Below are 18,553 nucleotides of genomic sequence, written 5' to 3' on the forward strand. Positions count from 1 at the left end.
AGATGAGAAATGGGTGTAGTTGAAAGCAAAGTAATTGTAGTAACAGGCGCTGGTGGGGGAATGGGTCTACAAGTAGTTCAAGATTTATTAGAGAAAGGAGCAATTGTGATTGCTTTAGATATTAACACCGATGCTGTAGGTGGGGTGGAACATACAAATTTACGAGTGAAACAGGTTGATCTGTTAAATGAAGATAGTATCCAGTCTATGTTTAAAGAGATTAATGATGAGTTTCATAGAATAGATGGCTTGGTGAACATCGCTGGTATTGCACAGGCTGCTAAATCAATTGTAGATGTAGAACTAACCGAATGGAATAGGCTTATCAATATTAATGCAACAGCCACTTTCTTAACGTGTAAGGAAGCAATTCGCTATATGAGAGAGGCTAAAAACGGATCGATTATCAACATTGGGTCAGTTTCTGTCACGAGACCACGGCCAGGTCTTCAAAGCTATGTAGCTTCAAAAGGTGCTGTAGAGGCATTCTCTAAGGCGCTTGCGTTAGAAGCTGCTTCTTATAACGTACGAGTAAATGTAATACATCCTGGTCCTGCTGATACTCAAATGCTAGGACAGTTTTCTTCTCAAAAAGGGGAAGTAGTGCTGAATAAAGATATCTTTGCAGAAAGTGTTCCTTTAGGTAGATTGATTAAACCGTCTGACATTTCTGCAACAGTTGTGCATCTATTGTCCGATGCGGCTCAAATCATTACAGGTTCAGTGATTCATGTGGACGGTGGTAGGAATATTTAAAGGAGGTGGAAGCTTTTTATGGAAAAAATTAATATGCTAATTAATGGAGAGTGGGTCAGTGGCAACCAGTGGATTGATGTACGGGATCCTGCTACAAGTGACGTAATAGCTCAAATCGTTCGTGGTAATGAAACGCATGTGGACGAGGCTGTGGCAGCAGCAAGACTGGCATTGAAGAGCAAAGAATGGAAGGCCTTCAAGCCTTTTCAAAGAGGACAATTATTAGTGGAGCTAGCTGGCTACATAAGATTACATGCAGAGGAACTTGCAGCGCTTGAATCTCTGGACGTTGGAAAACCGATGAATCAAGCCCGAGCCGATGTAGAAGCAGCAGCCCGATACTTCGAGTTTTACGGAGGTATTGCTGATAAAGTGTTCGGTGATACAATTCCAATTGAAGAGAATTTATTGAATGTAACAGTAGTGGAGCCTATCGGCGTAACAGTACATATTGTCCCTTGGAATTACCCGATTCAAATTACTGCGCGAAGTGTAGGAGCAGCACTTGCAACCGGAAATGTAGTAATTGTAAAAAGCTCAGAGGATACTCCTTTGTCCACAAATTTTCTAGCAAAATGGTTTCATGAAAAGCTTCCAAAGGGAGTTTTTCAGCATTTAACTGGATATGGGGCTGAGGTTGGGGCAGCATTAAGCTCACATAAAGGAATCAACCAAATCACTTTTACCGGATCTGTACAGACGGGAATATCGGTCATGCAATCTGCAGCAGCGAACATTGTACCTGTAACGCTGGAGTTAGGTGGTAAATCACCCAACATTGTGTTCCAGGATGCCGATTTGGATCGTGCAATTCCTGCCATTGTCAATTCCATTACGCAAAATGCGGGTCAAACGTGCTCTGCAGGCTCACGCCTGCTAGTGCAGGACACGATCGCTGATGAGCTACTAGAGCAGCTTGTTGTCAGGTTTGGAGAGCTATCCATAGGACCAGCATCCATTAATGCAGATGTCGGGCCAATCATTAACCAAAAGCAACACGAACGTATTTTAAATATTTTAAGTGAAGCAAGTAAGCAAGGCAATGTGCTAGTTGGAGGGAAGGGTGTAGAGGTAAGAGACTATGAGAATGGATATTATATTTCCCCTACAATTATCGAAGCAACTAGTCATGAAGAGAGCTATGTTCAGGAGGAAATATTTGGGCCAGTATTGAGCGTTGTCCGCTTTCATTCAGTTGAAGAAGCAATTGAGCTAGCAAACGAAACTGAATATGGCCTTGTTGCTGGAGTGTGGTCAAAGGATATTGACGTGGCTCATTATGTAGCTGCTCGTATTGAAGCTGGTCAAGTTTTTATCAACACGTATGGAGCAGCTGGAGGCGTGCAAATGCCTTTCGGTGGATATAAGAAGAGTGGGATTGGACGAGAAAAAAGTCATTTAGCCGTTCAAAACTATATACAAATTAAAAACCTAGCTATTCAGGTTAAAATTTAGTAGTGAATTAAAAAAAATGAAACGGAAACTCGATTTCATGTTTTTACTTCATTTTTAAGGTCCGCACAATTTCTTGTAAGAAACCTTTCAATTCTTGTTGTTTGAAGTGGAGCTGGCGATTCCTGGGGGAACAGCTCGAGCTGAAAGCATCGCAGGAACGAAGTGAGAGCACTGAAAAAGTACTTTTAAAACGCTTAGGGATAGAGTATGAATAAAGCTCCTATTTCCTGAATCCGTGTCTTTCCGTTCCGAGCGGATGCTTTCCTGGGGGCGGCCCGGCAAGCCTTCTCCCTCGCTGCGCTCAGTCCGGGTGCTCGCCGTGGCCGCTAATCCCCTAGGAGTCACCGCTCTGCACTCCAATCCACTATAGAATTTTTAAAAAATGTACTCAGGCAAAAAAATCTTTTCTTGCTATACCAAAGAAAAGTAAATACAGGGGTGCGCACAATGATTTCAAACCAAGAAACGCTGAACTTAAGTCCATACATGGCAACCGTAACCCTCAAATCAAAAATAATTTTGATGTGGAAAAATGTAAAATATGCCATTTCAGAGGTGGGTGTTACAAAGAAGGATCTAAATCTAAAACATATTGTGTCACAATCAAATCGACAGAGCACCTTGAACAAGAGGCATTTCAGAATACCGAAGAATTTAAACAGCTTGCCAAAGAGCGATATAAAATTGAGGCAAAGAATAGTGAGTTAAAGGGTGGACACGGCTACGATAAACGATTAGGAGGGGTCTTTTTGGCATGGAAATACAAGGAGCCACAACCATATTTGCGGTCAACTTGAAGCGAATCCTAAAGTTACTCAACGAATGAGAGCAAGAATAAGAAAATGAAAAAGGGTATTTTCTGTTCAATTTGAACAAAAAGTACCCTTTTTTATTTTCAAAAACAAATTTAAAAACGTAAGTTTTTCAGTGCCCTCAACGAAGTAACGAGGAGATTGAAGCCGTGCCCCCGGAAAGCGTCCACTGTAACGGAAAACAATCACAGGTATATTTGAATAGAAGCCTCGAAAATTACAAGGTCGTAAAATTTTCGAGGCTTTTTATTGTTGAGGAGCGTTTTGTCCTAGCCCCGTTTTTTCCCTTAATTCATTAGATAGTTCTTGCAGAATTCCTCTCCAGTGAATAAGAAGTCTCTTTTTTAGTGAGAATAGTGTCTTTTTGCCTAACTAAAGTGATAGGTTACGATATTTCACCTATTTAGATATAAAACCAAATAGTGTAAAATGTTTCATGCTTTCTCGATACATAAGAAAAGGAGAATTAATAGCATGACAGGAAACACACATATTATAGGCGGTCTTGCAGCAAGTCTTGCTATTTCACAGATGACAGATTATGACCCGGTATTGCTGGTCGTAGGAGGAGTGGCAGGTGCGATTCTACCGGATATTTGCCACGGTGGAAGTATGATAGGGAGACGTTTTCCACTCATATCTAAAATTATTAACAAGGTGTTTGGACATAGATCCTTTACGCATAGTCTATTGTTCATTCTTCTATTAGTTGCATTGATGAATTATTTTACCTGGGACAAGTCCATTATGATGGGAGTTTCAGTTGGAGTAGCAAGTCATCTTCTATTAGATATGGCTACGAAAAATGGGGTTAAATTATTCTTTCCAATACCTGTGACAGTTCGTTTTCCTATAACTACGAGAACTGGGGGAACAATGGAGAGTATCGTGTTTGGTATATTATCAGTTCTTACCGTTTATTTTGGATACGGGGCTTTCGCTACATATTTTTAATCAGTTATAATGGTATAAATATCCAGTAGAGGGGTGGAAGTTTGAAGAAGGTATTGGTTTTAGGTGGAACTCGTTTTTTTGGTGTTCATTTGGTAGAGGCGCTTTTAAATGAAGGAATAGAAGTAACTGTCGCAACTAGAGGAAATACGGCACATGTTTTTTCTAAAAAAGTGAACCATATGGTTATAGATCGATCCAGCTTGTTGGCTGACAAAGAGAAGCTTCAATCAGAAAAATGGGATGTTGTATTTGATCAAATCTGTTATGCCTCTAGAGACGCGTTGGATGCGGTAGAAGTGTTTAATGGACATACGAAAAAGTATGTTCTTACTTCTTCAAAGTCTGTTTATGAAGGAAAAGAGCTATCTAGAGAGGAAGATTTTATTCCAGAAAAGCATTCCATAGTCATGGGAACGAGTGAGAACTTTACCTATGCGGAAGGAAAACGCCAAGCGGAGGCTGTCTTTTTTCAGCACGCGGAGTTTCCAGTAGCTGCTGTTCGACCACCAATCGTGATTGGGGAACATGATTACACCAACCGAATGAAATATTATGTTGGGAAAATTATGAGCGGAGAGGAAATTCATCTAGTAAACTCGGATGCTTATATAGATTTTATCTCAGAGGAAGAGATTGGACAGTTCCTTGCATGGATTGGACTCTCTACATTTACCGGAGCTGTGAATGCGACCAGCAACGGTAAGATTAAGCTGCAGGATTTAGTTCAATTAATCGAAGCTGTGGCGGGTAAAGAGGCGAGAATTAGTCTAAAACCCATTGAGGGAGAAGATTCACCTTACAATCTATCAAAAACTTGGCTGATGAGTAATGAACGTGCTAAAAGCTTAGGATATTCTTTTCAAGACTTGCATGACTACTTGCCAAAATTGCTTAAAAAGTTGTAAATCTATCACTCTGTTTAAAGCTATTCAGCTTGGGCAGAGTTTTTTTGTTGTTTAGGAAACTAGAAAGTTCTGAAGCTCCGGTGGCTGAGGAACTGCCTTCTCGCATTTCTCCATTTGCCTGTCGGGGCAGGAAAAGGCGGTTGCGCTTTTCTTGTTGTCCAGCTCCACCGCCTTGCCCCTCGGGGTCAAATGGATAAAAGCTCCGGTGGCTGAGGAACTGCCTCCTCGCTTTTCCCCATTTGCCTGTCGGGGCAGAGAAAGGCGGTTGCGCTTTTCTGGATGTCTAGCTCCAGCGCCTTGCCCCTCGGGATCAAATGGATAAAAGCTCCGGTGGCTGAGGAACTGCCTCCTCACTTTTTTCCATTTGCCTGTCGGGGCAGGGATAGGCGCTTGCGCTTTTCTTGTTGTCCAGCTCCACCGCCTTGCCCCTCGGGGTCAAATGGATAAAAGCTCCGGTGGCTGAGGAACTGCCTCCTCGATTTTTTCCATTTGCCTGTCGGGGCAGAGAAAGGCGGTTGCGCTTTTCTAATCTCTCTTATTCTCATAAGTTTATATGTCTTGAACATATATTGGCTTGAGCGATAAACGATAGGAGGGAGAGTAATATGAGGAATAAAAGCGGAAAGCTGATTTTATCTACAGTGGTAGCTACTTCAGCAATAATTGCCGTGACTCCAGGGTCTCAGGTTGAAGCCACATCAAACTTAAACCAGTTAGTTGTGGATGCACAAAATGCTGGAAATGTATTGAAGTGGGCAATTTCGGTGGAGGGGTCGGCGGATGGGGTCACTCAGCCGTGGAAACAATTTAATAATGCGAAGCAAGCAATTGTAAAAGTGGAGGCTGCCCTTGCAAAGGCTAGCTTTTCGGAGAAATTAAAGTACGAGTCTTTATTGATAGAGCCCAAAACTCAGCTACAGCGTGCACAGGGCTATTTAGATGCTATTACAGCAAGCAGTAAAATACATGCAAAGACAAATGCGCTATCCTTAGCGGTAAAGGCAAATAATTTAGATCAAGTGGAAAAGGCTTATCATGAAATGACAGCGGAATTCCGAAAGCAGACGATTCTGTTAGACCGTGTATATGGTCAATCGACACGTGATCGAATTAGAGGAGCAGTAAAAGGCCCGGCTGAAAAGCTAATATCAGAGCTAAAAAATGATGTGACGGTTCATATGCTTGCTAAGGGTGCACAAGAGGACTTAAACAGAGGACGATACACAGAGGCTTCGGCTAAAGTATATGAGGCACAGGCAATTTTAACTGCTGAAACATTAAAGTGGGAAAAAAGCCTACAAGCAACAATTAATAATATTAACAATACTTTGCCGATGAATGCAGTAGCTGTCACTCGTGTCGATAACACGACAGTACTCGTTAAGTTAAATAGATTTATTTCTTCTGTAAAGGCATCCGATTTCACAGCCAATAATGGGATGACTATTAGTAGTGCATCTCTAAGCAGTGATGGATTTAACGTTACATTAAAAACATCAGTTCAGGTACCTGGAACTACCTATACGATTAAATATAAAAATGGTTCGGTGAGCTTTGCAGTTCCAGGAAATATATCACCTGTTTATATAGGCGATAAAAACATTCAGCATAAAGAAACCACAGAGGTTTTGTCACTCTCGACTGTCTTTAAAAACACGAGTAATCAAGCAGTTCGAATTGATATACCAGCTGGCGTCAAGCTAATCTCTGTAAATGGAGCAGCTAACAATAATGCAGGTGCTAAGTCGGTTAATGCTCAGACGGATAAGAATGGAGCAATACAAATTGTTTTCACAGCCAATAATTCCAATCAAGCTGCGTTAGATAAAACTATTGCTATTCATAAAATTGTTAAAAATAAGGCTGTAGAAACGCAGACTTCTGGAGTGTTTAATCTTTATGCTCCGCCAAAAGAAGGTGCGATTGGGAATAAAGCAGTGAGATTTATCGACAGTAAAAACAATTATTTTGTGACCACAGACGGAGTTAAGTATAGCTGGAAGATATATAATGACATCTTTCAAAATGAAGGAATAAATGTGTCGCTGGACAGCTTTAAGAGTGGGCTGGATATTGGCGACACTATTAATGGTGAATACCACCAAGTTTCCACCTCCTTATTTAATATATCAAAGAATGCATCAATAGCAGCAGTCAAGCTAGACACAAAATTTGCGGTCAAGGCAGGCACTTCCGGTTATCGCATCCATGGGAACAAAGTGGAGCTAAAAGGCACAGCAGAACCTAACTATGAATTGATTTTCTTCAAGAACAATGGCACATCCCTCGGTAAGGCAAAGGCCGATAGTAAAGGGAGCTGGACCTTTGTAGCTGAAGTAGATACAAATGCCGTAACTGATTTCTCTATCTTTCAGCAAACTGCAGGTAAAGCTATACCGGCTTACGTAGGATGGGGAGAAACAACCTTGAGGGTAGTCGAAGGACCATTTGCAGTGGGGAGTATAACAGAAGGAACGAGCAAGGACGATGACCTATCCAACGAAAAAATCACCTTCACCATTTCGCCAGTCCAATACGCCAATGGCGCAGTAATCGCACAAGACCAAGCAATCATTACTAAACAAGCCTCTATTATAGTAGTAGATGGAGATGGCACGAAGGTTAAATACACCAACAACCAAAACAAAACCATCTTCTCCCAAACTAAAGGTGCCTTCTCAATAGACTTCGGTCTACTCAGCACAAGAAAAAGCGATGGCCAACTCATAGACCAAGGAAAAGACCACAAGCTAACAGGTCCACTTACCATCGTCTCGATAGAAGGAATAACAAACGAATACGGCCTACAAATCCAAACAAAACCAACAAACCAAATCAAAAACTACTAACATTAATTATTACAAGTGCCTGGCACTTGTAAAATATCTCAGTATAACAATTCACACCGATTGAAACAAAGTGAAAACTATACCAATATTATTACGAGAGCATTGCAGGTGCCAGGCACCCGTAATGCTCTCGTAATGCAATCGATTTAATAACGGTGTTTAATAGACAAAACTGCACCCCGAGCGTTGCCGGGGTGCAGTTTTGTTGTTTTATAGATTATTTATGGTAGTTATATTTTCAATAATAATTTCACTTATGATTACGTTTAGCCAAATTTGTAGATCAGATGTTATTGTACGCGAGCGAAACCGAATCCTGAAGCGTAGTCGTCTCCAGTTGCTGCTCCGTAGCCACCTTTAATATCTACTGCTTTAGCTCTATTTTGTAAGTTTGTGCGAAGTTGAGTATGAGACCAAGATGGGTTTTGTGCCCAAATTTTAGCAGCTAGTCCAGCAACGTGTGGAGATGCCATAGATGTTCCACTAATTGTGTTGTATCCACCATTGTACCAAGTAGAGTAGATAGAAGCTCCAGGTGCAGAGATTTCTACATCCCCTTGTTGAATTACATAATCACCGTCTGTAGAAGCATAGCCACGAGAAGAGAAGTTTGCTACACGATAAGTCCCATTTTCTTGTACATTTTCAAGTGCCGCTACAGCAACAGCGTTTACTAATGCTCCTGGATATCCGATTGTTCCTTGCGCGTAACCGGAGTTTCCAGCCGCTGCAACTATTAATACACCTTTACTATACGCATAGTTAACTGCACTTGATATTAAACTATTATTTGCAGAAGATCCTAATGACATATTGATAACTGTTTTTGTTCCTGTAGAAACCGCTTGATCAGCAGCGTGTCTGATAGCTGCTGCAATATCATCTGAGCTACCTGAGCCACTATTGCTTAACACTTTGTATGCCCATAGATCTGCTGCGGGCGCTACACCGTAAACTCCTGATTTGTCACTGCCGCCATCTGCAAGGGCTGTCCCAGCAACGTGAGTACCATGTCCATTACCATCAGAACAGCTATTGTTGATCACCGTAGTAGAACCTGTAAAGTCTTTACACTGTTCTACTCTATTTACTAAATCCGTATGATTTCTATTTACTCCTGTATCCAATACCGCGATATTAATGCCATTTCCACCTGAAGTGGAGGTTAAACTACTATTATTGTAAATTGCTTTAATGCCCCAAGGAGTCTTCTGAGATGCGTTTGCTGCAGTCTCGAAATCTGCTGGTTGTGTAATAGATTCTGCTGGCAGATCCAGTGTTACAGTTGGAACCTTTGTTACGGTAATGTTCTTATTTTTTTGAAGAGCTTGGAATTGCTTTTCATTCATATCCGTAGAGAACCCATTTTCCGATAGCTCCCATCTTACTTCGTACTGATTAGCCAAGGATGCTTTGTTCGCCTTGTTATTGGCTTCTACATACACCCGAAACTTTTCTACCCCGACATTCGAATTTCTGTCCTCTACTGAGGATGGTGTTTCTTCCGGTGAGCTTGCTTGTACCGGTGCTGCAAGTGAACCTGCAATTAAGAGGCTTGCAAGTGCGATTTTAAATTTGCTCATCTGTGAAAACTCCTTTTCGGTTTAGTTTTGTAGTACAATATTAAAACTAACACATTTTGAAAATTATGTTTATTGGGAAAAAATATCTTACAATAATTAGGAGGGATACTATGAGGATTGGCTCGCTAATAAAATTTTATCGAACAAAGAGAGGATTAACGCAAACAAGTCTTGCTAATGGAATATGTTCTGTGCCTCATCTCAGCAAAATAGAAAATAACAGTAAGGAAGCCAATGTTGAGACAATCCGTTTGTTGCTGGAGCGTTTAAAAATTGACTTGCAGGATGTACAGGCAAATGAAAAACAAATTTTCGATTTAATAAAGGATTTCTTATGTCATATTCACTATTTAGAAGAGGAAAAGGCAACAGAAGTATTCAAAACTTTAGAGGGCTATCATGAGCTTATTGTGTTTACGGATCATATTTATCTATACGAACTTTATAAACTACGCTATTATCTATTAATAAATAATAGAGACGCTGCAGAATATCAGCTAAAATGGCTACATGCCCAGAAACAAAATTTTTCCCAATATGAGAAGTATTTACTTTTATACATGGGTGCTTTAATTTTAATGTTAAGGGGGAGATTTGAAGAAGCAGATAAGCAACTTACTCGAATTATTCACGATCAAGCTGAGTTGGGATCGTTTACCGGAGAGCTTCACTATCATCTAGCAGTTGTAAAGGGACATTTAGAAGAGTCTAGCTTAGCGATCATATACGGTAAGCAGGCATTGCAATTTTATAGTAACCAATACAACTTCAAACGAATCCTTCATACACTTATGTCGCTTGCTTTAAACTACTCACGGGCCAAAATTTTCAATGAAGCATTAAATACGTATACCCATTTGTTAAGAAGCATAGAATTGCTTAACCAGCAGCATCTCCTACCAAAAATCTATCACAATATAGGTGACTTACATCTGCGGATGGGAGATTATTTGCAAGCTTTAGAGTACTTTCAAAAAAGTAAAGCCATTATCCCTGTGAATTCCGATAATTATCTCTTGTGCCTATATAATTTGGCGCAAACCCAGTTCCGCTTGGAGCAATGGGAAGCATGTAAGGAAAGCTTTACTTTGTTGAAGTCCGAGGCTAAAAAGCAGCAAATCATGCACTATCGATTGTTTTCCAGCTTTTATTTATTTTTGTTGGAGGGTGAGAGGGAAAAGGCGATGACCTTTTTAGAGGAAAAATTAGTTCCCTATACAGCAAGAGGAGAAAACCTTAAAGAGATTCACCATCAATTCCTGGTCATTTTAACGGACTATTACCGACAAGAAGGTAAATTTGAGAAAGTCGTTCTACTAACTAATCAATAGAGGAGAGTGTCCATGATGAAAAAATCTACAAAAGCCCTAATTTTAGCTACATTAGCAGGTGTTGCAATCGCTTTTATTCCTATCCATCCACCAATCGGATCTAGTGCGAGCGGCGAAGTAAACGCTATCCCGATCCACCCACCGATTGGCTCAAGCACAAACACTATCCCAATACACCCACCAATTGGCTAAATCAAAAAGAGAAATCCTTCGGGGTTTCTTTTTTTAGTTTCATAGAATTTTGCAGAGACGGGGGACAACCTAGCAAAAGAAGAAGCAGAACCTTGCGGAAATGAGTGAGAACCTTGCAGAGACGAGTCAGAACCTTGCGGAAATGAGTGAGAACCTTGCAGAGAGCAAAAAACCTTGCAGAGAAGGACGTAAACCTTTCGGAAACGAATCAAAACCTTGCAGAGAAGAAGCAGAACCTTGCGGAAACGAGTGAGAACCTTGCAGAGAGCAAAAAACCTTGCACAGACGCGCATAAACCTTGCGGAAACGAATCAAAACCTTGCAGAGATTAAAAAGAATCTTGCGGAAACTAGCAAACCTGGAAAAGCCCAAAAAAAGAACCGTCATCAACATGACGGTCCACGATTTTATATTCACTTAAATAAATAAGTTAGATTTTGTACATAACTGTTAATCGTTAGATTGCCGATCATCATTGTAATCATGAGTAAGAGTGCAAAGTATAGAACGATGTATAAGAGGAAGCCATATAATGGCTCGAAGTTTTCTTGTTTGCTCGTAAGTATAGCACTGATGACATAAAGCGGGATGAAGAAAACAGCTAATAACAAACACACGGTTAGCATTCCGTTCCCGAAGGCGAAAGATTTTAAAGACATAAGGATCACGGAAAGAGCAGTGCCAATGATCACAATTGGTAGCTGTCCTGCATAGAAGCTAATAATGCTTTTAAAAGAGTGCTGTGGTCCAAAAATAGTGTTTATAAAAAAGATGGATAGGATTGCGATTAATGTTAAAACAAACGTGACGAAGAAAACTTCCATAAATGTTGATAAAAAGCTGGGTGGATTGCTCCAGTACTGGTTAACTGCAAAAAGATAAATCGAGAAGGAGAAAAGAGCTGTAAATAGAAGAATACTTACAGTAGCATTCGGGAATTCGCTTTCTCCTTTGCTATATGTTAACGAGGGACTTTTAAGCTGGCGCATAAAATAATTGGAATACTGCTTTGTGTGATTTTTCAAAGTTGCCAAGTGGTCTTTTACTGCAATGGGTGCCTCTGTTGCAATAGCAGCTTCCTTAATAATCTCTCTTTGATGCCTCAGTAAATAGTTTCCACAATCTGAGCAATAATTTCCTGATACTTGATCATGATTGCAATTTGGACATTGCATCTTTCTTCCTCCTTTTTTGTTCTAGCCTATAAATCTAGCAAGCTCTTCATTAAACTTTTCTTTTTCTTCATAAAACAAACCATGCCCACTATATTCAAAAGGGACTAACATAGAATTTTGAATTTGTACGTACATAAGCTCTCCTAGTTCGTAGGGACAGATTAAATCCCATTTGCCGTGGAGGATAAGTGTAGGAGTATGAATGCGGGTAAGATCACTTCGGAGGTCTTCATCACGCAGTGTTTCTAAGCATTGCGCAGTTGCATGGCCAGACGCAGTAAGACAAAGATTTTGGAACCAGTGCTGAAAGCTTTCGCTTAGGTGACGGTGATAGAACAGATTGCCGAAATCCTGCACCATTTTTGGTCGGTCATTATACGTATCGCTTATTAATTCGTTTACTACAGTTATAGGGGTGCCATAAGGAAAATCGGGCTGCATCGTAAACATTGGAGCAGCTGCACCAGCTAAGGCCAGCTTATCGACCTGATGACCTTTGTAACGAGACATATATCGGATGGCAACTGCCCCACCCATCGAGTGACCTAAAAGCGTAATGTTCTCCAGCTGTAGCGTGTCTATAATAACTCGGATATCGTCAGCCATTCTGTTGTAGGAGTAGCTTTCCCAGGGGTTAGAGGATTTTCCAAAGCCACGCAAGTCAAGACCTATACAGCGGTAGCCAAGTGCGGGCAGCTGGTTGAATTGATACTCAAACATTTGATGGTTAGCTGGCCAGCCATGAATAAATAAAATCGTCTTGTCGGCTGATGGGTTTATATCCTCTATGTATATATTCACACCTTTTTCGACCTTTACATAATATCCCATATAAGCCCTCCCATATTATCCGATATATCAATATATGAGGAAATACATAAGGTTATTCTTTAGTGACGTTAGGATTGGAGACTGATAGATTATGATGCTCAGCATAAACAAATTTTTGGAAAAAACGATGGCTTATTTTATTCCGGTCAGTGTAATAATCGGAGTATTAGTATCTGATTACATTGTTGATTTAGCATGGCTAATACCATGGATTTTTGCATTTATGACCTTTGCAGGTAGCCTAAATTCAAATTTCGCTTCCTTCAAGGATGCTGTTTTACATCCACTTCCAATCTTCGTGACGTTCACCATTTTGCATATTATTATGCCCCTGCTGTCGCTTGGAATTGGTCATCTCGTGTTTCCGGGAGAAATGCTAACGATTACAGGGCTAGTACTTGCTATGTCTATACCTACCGGGATTACTAGCTTTGTTTGGGTTGCAGTGGCAAAGGGAAATAATGTGCTGGCACTTACGATTATTTTATTAGGAGCGCTTCTTTCTCCTGTAATTGTTCCATTAACACTGCATCTTCTAGTAGGGGAGACAGTAGAGATTGATGCACTCGGTATGATGATCGGACTTCTTTGGACGATTGTTATTCCTTCCATTGTAGGAATGATTCTAAATCAGGTGACGAAGGGCAAGGTAGTCGATATTTTAAGTGCTAGGCTTTCTCCGTTTTCTAAGGTAGGCATGGGAATAGTAGTAATGCTAAATGGGGCAGTAGTTGCTCCGTTTTTATTAGAGGAAGGCTTTACTTTAATAGGGCTTGGAATTGTTGTAATCATCATCGCTTTTTTAGGCTATGTTCTTTCTTTTTCAGCGGGGAGATTGTTGAAACAGGGGAAGGAAACAGTAATTGCAATGGTCTTTACTGGAGGGATGCGCAATATAAGCGCGGGAGTTGTTCTAGCAACTGCATACTTCCCGCCAGCAGTTGCTATTCCTGTTGTTCTTGGCATGCTCTTTCAACAAGTTCTTGCTTCCTTGTTTAACTCCTTTATTGAACGTCACTACAGAAAAATGTAATTATTTTTATTTTCAAATAATTACGACTTTTGACAGTTCAATTATGCTAAAATATTTTCATAATAATAAAGGGGGATAAGAAATGGTAAATAAAATAGAGATGATGGGGCAATTCGAGCAATATGCAAAGGATCTCATAAAAGAACACAAAATCCCTGGGGTAGGTATTGCTTTTAATCAAAACAATGAACGAATCTATGAAAAAGCCTTCGGGTATCGAAATGTGGAAAAACAGCTTCCCATCGATGCAGACACGATTTTCGGCATAGCCTCCATGACGAAGTCCTTTACGTGTGTAGCCATTATGCAGCTTCAGGAGCTTGGTAAACTGTCTGTCCATGACGAGGTGGTGAAGTATTTACCAGATTTTCGAACGCACGACGAAGAAAAATCCAAGAGAATTACAATACATCATTTGATGACTCATACATCGGGTCTTCCGCCAATTGCAACTCATGTCTATGCAAGGAAGCGTAGTATCGATCAGGATCCATCCGCAAAAGATTATGGTTTAGACCTAGTGAACAATCCTGAGCCGGCGATTGACACGTATGAGGAGTTGCTTCATTACATTGCAAAACAAGACTTCGACCTGCTTGGTGAACCAGGGGAGGAGTTCAGCTATTCCAATGACTGCTACGGAATTCTAGGAATAATTATTGATCGAGTGAGTGGTCAATCCTATGAAGAGTACGTAATGGATCATATTTTAAAGCCAATCCAAATGAATAATAGCTTTTTTGATTTGGAGGAATTAAAGAAGAAAGAAAATGCGACTACACTTTATATGTCGCGCTACTCTGCAGAGGGGGTGGACGTATATGAGGCTCCGCTTTGGTGGGATGCACCTTCCATGAGAGCAGCAGGTTATTTAAAATCCACTATAAATGACATTCTGAAGTATCTGGCTATGTTTTTAAATGAAGGAATGGCTGGAGAGAATAGAATTCTACAACCAGAAAGTGTACAGCAGATGGTCTATCCACATGTAGAGTTCGAAAAAGGACGATTTTACGGGTACGGTCTACGAATCATTCCCAATTACTTTGGGACTACCTTTATTAACCATGGTGGGGGCTTGAAGGGAGTTTCTTCGTTTATGGGAATTTTACCTGAGAAAGGAATTTCTGGAGTGCTACTAAGCAGTCTAGCAGATGTTCCATCCGACAAGCTGTTCCTTGGAGCACTTAATGGCATAGAGGGTCGGGAGCCGGCTACCAAGCACATGCATTTTCAAACACACGATGTGCCAGTAGAGAAGCTTTTCAAATTTAAAGGAACCTTCATTTCTGGAGAAGGGATGAAGGTAAGAGTGGATATAGTGGATGGACGCCTAGCCATTCTAACAGCAAGTGGTCCCAACCCATTAAAATGTGTAGAAGGTAATTTGTTTATCGGAACTTTAGAGGATCAAGAAAATCTAATTGAGTTTCTAAGTGGAGCAGACGGAAACATAAATCGTATTTTCTATAGCTCCCGTCAAATATTAAAAAGCTCGGATTAGGTGTAGTGCATAGCAGCCCATAATTCGGGGTGACCGACCGATTATGTGGAAGAACCGACCGATTATTCGGGGTGACCGACCGATTATATGGCAAAACCGACCGATTATTCGGGGTAACCGACCGATTATGTGGCAAAACCGACCGATAATTCAGGGCGACCGACCGATTATGTGGAAGAACCGACCGATTATGGCACAAAACCGACCGATTAGCTAAATGAACCGACAATTGGGCCAAACACTAGCAAGGTTTATCTTCCCAATTAGAAACAGAGCAACTTGATGACGATGAGAAGGAGTGAAAATTAATTGAAAATAGTAGATACGCATTGTGATGCGCTTTTGAAGCTACAGCTAGCTAAGCAAGGAAGAATATACAAGGTAAATCCATTAAGCTTTGTTGATGCACCGGAGTTAGAAACTAATATGGTGCGGTTGATAGAAGGCGATGTCCTTGTGCAGTTTTTTGCAGTTTTTATTTTTCCGAATGTGCCAGATGACCAGAAGTGGTTATATGCCTTGGAGCAAATAGATTTGTTTTATACAGAGGTATTGGGAAAAAATCCGAGAATGAAGCATATAAAGAAATGGGAGGATTTAAAAAGTTTAAAGGATGGTGAAATTGGCGCGGTTTTGGCATTGGAGGGTGCTGATGCATTTGGAAATGATCTGATGAAGCTTCGTCAGCTTTACAGGTTAGGTGTGCTATCCATAGGGCTCACATGGAATAATGCTAATTTATGTGCAGATGGAGCAGGTGAGCCGAGAGGTGGAGGGCTTACGCTTTTTGGTAAGGAGGTAGTGCTTTTAAATAATGAGTATGGTGTTTTGACGGATGTCTCTCATTTAAGTGAGAAAGGATTTTGGGATGTGATGAATCTTGCGGAGTATCCTTTTGCTTCGCATTCCAATGCTGCTGCTATATGTGAGCACCCGAGAAATTTGAATGATGACCAAGTTAAAGCGATGTTTGCACGTGGTGGGCATGTCCATGTAGTTTTTTACCCTCCTTTTATTAACGGGAACCAGACTGCTGAAATTCCAGAGCTTATTAAGCATATAGAACATCTTTGTTCTTTAGGCGGCGTAAAGCAAATTGGGCTTGGGTCTGATTTTGATGGAATGGACTTTTATACAAATGGCCTTCATAATTCCTCCGATTTTCCAGTCTTGATCAATGAGCTATTAAAAAGCTTTTCAGAGGATGAGGTGAAAGGGTTCGCTTACCAAAACTTCTTAAATATGCGAGCAATCCAATAAAGTTAAAATTTCATATTATTTACTAAATTCAAAATTAATTGTATAATACAGGAAAATATTAAGGAGGTTTCTATGAAACCAATTATCGGTGTTTCATCTAATTTAACGGAGCTTGTACTTTCCGTCCCTACAGATAACATTCATGCGGTAACAAGATTTGGAGGTGTTCCAATCGTATTGCCGAATATGGAGACTGAATTGATAGATTCTATTGCAAACTTAATAGATGGTTTACTTTTAACAGGTGGAGGAGATATTGATCCGACACTTTTCGGCGAAGAACCACATAGAAGTCTCGGAAGTATTGTCCCAGAACGAGATGAATTTGAAGTTGAGCTTATTAAAAAAATGCTGGAGCAAAATAAACCAATTTTAGGACTATGCCGAGGTGCTCAGATAATGAGTATTGCAGCTGGTGGAGATATGTATCAGGATATTTATGGTCAAATTGAAACAACCTTACTTCAGCATGATCAAAAAGCTCCGCGTACTCATGCTTCTCATTTTGTGCAGCTCGGAGAAGGAACTGTGTTAAAGCATATTATTGGAAAGGACCGCATTAAAGTAAATAGCTTTCATCATCAGGCGGTGCGCAAAATTCCACAGGGCTATCAAATTTCGGGTATTGCAAGTGATGGAATAATTGAAGCATTTGAAAGTCAACATCATTCCTTTGTTATTGGTATTCAATGGCATCCAGAGTGCTTAGTCACAACCGGAGATGATTCATCCGAGGCAATATTTAAAGGATTTATTGAAGCATGTAAAAATTCAAGTAAACGACTGTCTTTTCAATAGGCGGTCGTTTTTATTTTGCTCAAAAGCTTAATTCTCATTCATGATTTTGATTCGTTTGGGAAAACTAATGAAAGAATTAAAAAGGAGGTAAAACATTCATGCGCTTGCTTATTAAAATAATGGCTGTCGGCTTTCTATGTCTATTTTTTGCCTCCGAGGCTTCGGCTGCCGAAGAGCTCACGCGCGAGCAAATTCTAGATAAGCGGATGGAATACTATATAAAGTACTCCACGGATACATTACCATGGTATTACTTGGCTGCAGTGGACCAATATGAGCGGAATATACAGGAGGTAAGGAAAGATTTGCCTGAGCGAGATGGTGTTGTTGCCGTACAATTTACGGATGATTTTTGGGTAGGGCCGCTTAATCCGCTTGGAGACGACACTAATCTGACAACCATTTCTTATTTTGAGGGTCAAGGAAGAGATGGCGATAATGATGGAATTGCGGATCGCCAAAATGATGAGGATGTCATGTTCACGCTTGTCCAATATTTAAGCCCCCAAGTTCATTCAGAGAAGGATTTTGAAAAGGCTTTAAAGCGCTATTATGACAAAGATCTAACGGTGAAACAAATATTGACGAATGCAAAGATTTATAAGACCTATGAGGTATTAAATCTGGATAAGCGGGCGTTTGTGCTTGCCATCAGCCACAATTATAGTTATCGCAGTACTTGGGGAGATAAGCGCGGCTGGGGTGGACGACGAATGCATGAGGGCACTGATCTTTTTGCCTATAGCGGTGTTCCAGTAAAATCGGCAACATACGGTATAGTGGAAACCAAGGGCTGGAATGACTACGGTGGCTGGCGAATTGGTATTAGAGATGTGAATAATACGTATCATTATTATGCTCATCTTTCAGGGTTTGCTAAAGGAATTGAGGAAGGAAAAATTGTTGAACCTGGTACAGTCATTGGTTACGTAGGCAGCTCTGGATATGGAAAAAAAGGGACTGCTGGTAAGTTTGCTCCACATCTTCATTATGGAATGTACAAATACAATGGTCGCACGGAATGGGCATATGATCCTTTTCCTTTGTTACAAAAATGGGAAAGGGAAGAGAAAACTCGCTATAAGTTAAATCCAGCAGCTAGGTAGTTGCTGGAT

16 protein-coding genes and 1 pseudogene are annotated in these 18,553 nt (G+C 40.5%); 14 read left to right on the plus strand and 3 right to left on the minus strand.

Translation table 11 applies throughout. The features are described 5' to 3' along the window. Window positions 1-9: 9 nt before the first annotated feature. The 6 genes and pseudogenes from NSQ95_RS04190 (at window position 10) to NSQ95_RS04215 (ending at window position 7,731) form a co-directional block, all read left to right on the plus strand. Complete coding sequence (locus NSQ95_RS04190; protein ID WP_342560365.1) at window positions 10-756, plus strand: SDR family oxidoreductase; 747 nt, start codon at window positions 10-12, stop codon at window positions 754-756. An 18-nt stretch (window positions 757-774) separates the two neighbouring features. Then, window positions 775-2,211 (plus strand): aldehyde dehydrogenase family protein, encoded by a 1,437-nt coding sequence (locus NSQ95_RS04195; RefSeq protein ID WP_342560366.1) that lies wholly within the window; start codon window positions 775-777, stop codon window positions 2,209-2,211. A gap of 518 nt (window positions 2,212-2,729) precedes the next feature. Then, window positions 2,730-3,037 (plus strand): annotated as a pseudogene (locus NSQ95_RS04200) (transposase); the annotation flags it as partial. A 460-nt stretch (window positions 3,038-3,497) separates the two neighbouring features. Further along, entirely contained in the window at window positions 3,498-3,977 is a 480-nt protein-coding gene (locus NSQ95_RS04205; RefSeq protein WP_342560367.1) for a metal-dependent hydrolase, read from the plus strand. Between the two features lie 41 nt (window positions 3,978-4,018). Then, window positions 4,019-4,882, plus strand: a complete 864-nt coding sequence (locus NSQ95_RS04210; protein WP_342560368.1) for an NAD-dependent epimerase/dehydratase family protein — start codon at window positions 4,019-4,021, stop codon at window positions 4,880-4,882. A 605-nt stretch (window positions 4,883-5,487) separates the two neighbouring features. After that, entirely contained in the window at window positions 5,488-7,731 is a 2,244-nt protein-coding gene (locus NSQ95_RS04215) for a hypothetical protein (protein ID WP_342560369.1), read from the plus strand. Between the two features lie 290 nt (window positions 7,732-8,021). Here NSQ95_RS04215 and NSQ95_RS04220 read toward each other — a convergent pair whose 3' ends face one another. Beyond that, window positions 8,022-9,314: a S8 family serine peptidase gene (locus tag NSQ95_RS04220; RefSeq protein ID WP_298468226.1), complete on the minus strand. Its 1,293-nt coding sequence runs from the start codon at window positions 9,312-9,314 to the stop codon at window positions 8,022-8,024. Window positions 9,315-9,424: 110 nt separating this feature from the next. Between NSQ95_RS04220 and NSQ95_RS04225 the strand changes: the two genes are divergently transcribed. The 3 genes from NSQ95_RS04225 (at window position 9,425) to NSQ95_RS04235 (ending at window position 11,090) form a co-directional block, all read left to right on the plus strand. Then, the gene (locus NSQ95_RS04225) at window positions 9,425-10,645 is read left to right on the plus strand and encodes a helix-turn-helix transcriptional regulator (protein WP_342560370.1); all 1,221 of its coding nucleotides are present in this window, start codon (window positions 9,425-9,427) and stop codon (window positions 10,643-10,645) included. A gap of 12 nt (window positions 10,646-10,657) precedes the next feature. Next, the gene (locus NSQ95_RS04230) at window positions 10,658-10,837 is read left to right on the plus strand and encodes a hypothetical protein (protein WP_169361463.1); all 180 of its coding nucleotides are present in this window, start codon (window positions 10,658-10,660) and stop codon (window positions 10,835-10,837) included. A 100-nt stretch (window positions 10,838-10,937) separates the two neighbouring features. Continuing rightward, entirely contained in the window at window positions 10,938-11,090 is a 153-nt protein-coding gene (locus NSQ95_RS04235; protein ID WP_342560371.1) for a hypothetical protein, read from the plus strand. 160 nt (window positions 11,091-11,250) lie between these two features. Here NSQ95_RS04235 and NSQ95_RS04240 read toward each other — a convergent pair whose 3' ends face one another. Together NSQ95_RS04240 and NSQ95_RS04245 are read right to left on the minus strand one after the other, a co-directional pair. Next, window positions 11,251-12,012, minus strand: coding sequence for a hypothetical protein (locus NSQ95_RS04240; protein WP_298470440.1), 762 nt, complete (start codon window positions 12,010-12,012; stop codon window positions 11,251-11,253). A gap of 21 nt (window positions 12,013-12,033) precedes the next feature. Next, window positions 12,034-12,843 (minus strand): alpha/beta hydrolase, encoded by an 810-nt coding sequence (locus NSQ95_RS04245; RefSeq protein WP_298470442.1) that lies wholly within the window; start codon window positions 12,841-12,843, stop codon window positions 12,034-12,036. 91 nt (window positions 12,844-12,934) lie between these two features. Here NSQ95_RS04245 and NSQ95_RS04250 point away from each other — a divergent pair, with 91 nt between their 5' ends. From NSQ95_RS04250 to NSQ95_RS04270, 5 genes are all read left to right on the plus strand, one after another. After that, the gene (locus tag NSQ95_RS04250; protein ID WP_342560372.1) at window positions 12,935-13,876 is read left to right on the plus strand and encodes a bile acid:sodium symporter family protein; all 942 of its coding nucleotides are present in this window, start codon (window positions 12,935-12,937) and stop codon (window positions 13,874-13,876) included. Between the two features lie 82 nt (window positions 13,877-13,958). Then, window positions 13,959-15,380: a serine hydrolase domain-containing protein gene (locus NSQ95_RS04255; protein ID WP_342560373.1), complete on the plus strand. Its 1,422-nt coding sequence runs from the start codon at window positions 13,959-13,961 to the stop codon at window positions 15,378-15,380. Window positions 15,381-15,689: 309 nt separating this feature from the next. After that, window positions 15,690-16,640, plus strand: a complete 951-nt coding sequence (locus NSQ95_RS04260; RefSeq protein ID WP_251552680.1) for a dipeptidase — start codon at window positions 15,690-15,692, stop codon at window positions 16,638-16,640. A gap of 72 nt (window positions 16,641-16,712) precedes the next feature. Continuing rightward, window positions 16,713-17,438: a gamma-glutamyl-gamma-aminobutyrate hydrolase family protein gene (locus tag NSQ95_RS04265; protein ID WP_342560374.1), complete on the plus strand. Its 726-nt coding sequence runs from the start codon at window positions 16,713-16,715 to the stop codon at window positions 17,436-17,438. A gap of 98 nt (window positions 17,439-17,536) precedes the next feature. After that, a complete protein-coding gene (locus tag NSQ95_RS04270) occupies window positions 17,537-18,544 on the plus strand; it encodes a M23 family metallopeptidase (RefSeq protein WP_342560375.1) in 1,008 nt (335 codons plus the stop codon). Window positions 18,545-18,553 lie beyond the last annotated feature (9 nt).

The organism is Psychrobacillus sp. FSL W7-1457, from assembly GCF_038593405.1.
Classification (GTDB): Bacteria; Bacillota; Bacilli; order Bacillales_A; family Planococcaceae; genus Psychrobacillus.

What these genes read in the sequence shown, in the direction of transcription:
- NSQ95_RS04190 (WP_342560365.1), top strand. Translation starts at nt 10, where the DNA reads ATGGGTGTAGTTGAAAGCAAAGTAATTGTAGTAACAGGCGCTGGTGGG.
- NSQ95_RS04195 (WP_342560366.1), top strand. Translation starts at nt 775, where the DNA reads ATGGAAAAAATTAATATGCTAATTAATGGAGAGTGGGTCAGTGGCAAC.
- NSQ95_RS04205 (WP_342560367.1), top strand. Translation starts at nt 3,498, where the DNA reads ATGACAGGAAACACACATATTATAGGCGGTCTTGCAGCAAGTCTTGCT.
- NSQ95_RS04215 (WP_342560369.1), top strand. Translation starts at nt 5,488, where the DNA reads ATGAGGAATAAAAGCGGAAAGCTGATTTTATCTACAGTGGTAGCTACT.
- NSQ95_RS04220 (WP_298468226.1), bottom strand. Translation starts at nt 9,314, where the DNA reads ATGAGCAAATTTAAAATCGCACTTGCAAGCCTCTTAATTGCAGGTTCA.
- NSQ95_RS04225 (WP_342560370.1), top strand. Translation starts at nt 9,425, where the DNA reads ATGAGGATTGGCTCGCTAATAAAATTTTATCGAACAAAGAGAGGATTA.
- NSQ95_RS04230 (WP_169361463.1), top strand. Translation starts at nt 10,658, where the DNA reads ATGATGAAAAAATCTACAAAAGCCCTAATTTTAGCTACATTAGCAGGT.
- NSQ95_RS04235 (WP_342560371.1), top strand. Translation starts at nt 10,938, where the DNA reads ATGAGTGAGAACCTTGCAGAGACGAGTCAGAACCTTGCGGAAATGAGT.
- NSQ95_RS04240 (WP_298470440.1), bottom strand. Translation starts at nt 12,012, where the DNA reads ATGCAATGTCCAAATTGCAATCATGATCAAGTATCAGGAAATTATTGC.
- NSQ95_RS04245 (WP_298470442.1), bottom strand. Translation starts at nt 12,843, where the DNA reads ATGGGATATTATGTAAAGGTCGAAAAAGGTGTGAATATATACATAGAG.
- NSQ95_RS04250 (WP_342560372.1), top strand. Translation starts at nt 12,935, where the DNA reads ATGATGCTCAGCATAAACAAATTTTTGGAAAAAACGATGGCTTATTTT.
- NSQ95_RS04255 (WP_342560373.1), top strand. Translation starts at nt 13,959, where the DNA reads ATGGTAAATAAAATAGAGATGATGGGGCAATTCGAGCAATATGCAAAG.
- NSQ95_RS04265 (WP_342560374.1), top strand. Translation starts at nt 16,713, where the DNA reads ATGAAACCAATTATCGGTGTTTCATCTAATTTAACGGAGCTTGTACTT.
- NSQ95_RS04270 (WP_342560375.1), top strand. Translation starts at nt 17,537, where the DNA reads ATGCGCTTGCTTATTAAAATAATGGCTGTCGGCTTTCTATGTCTATTT.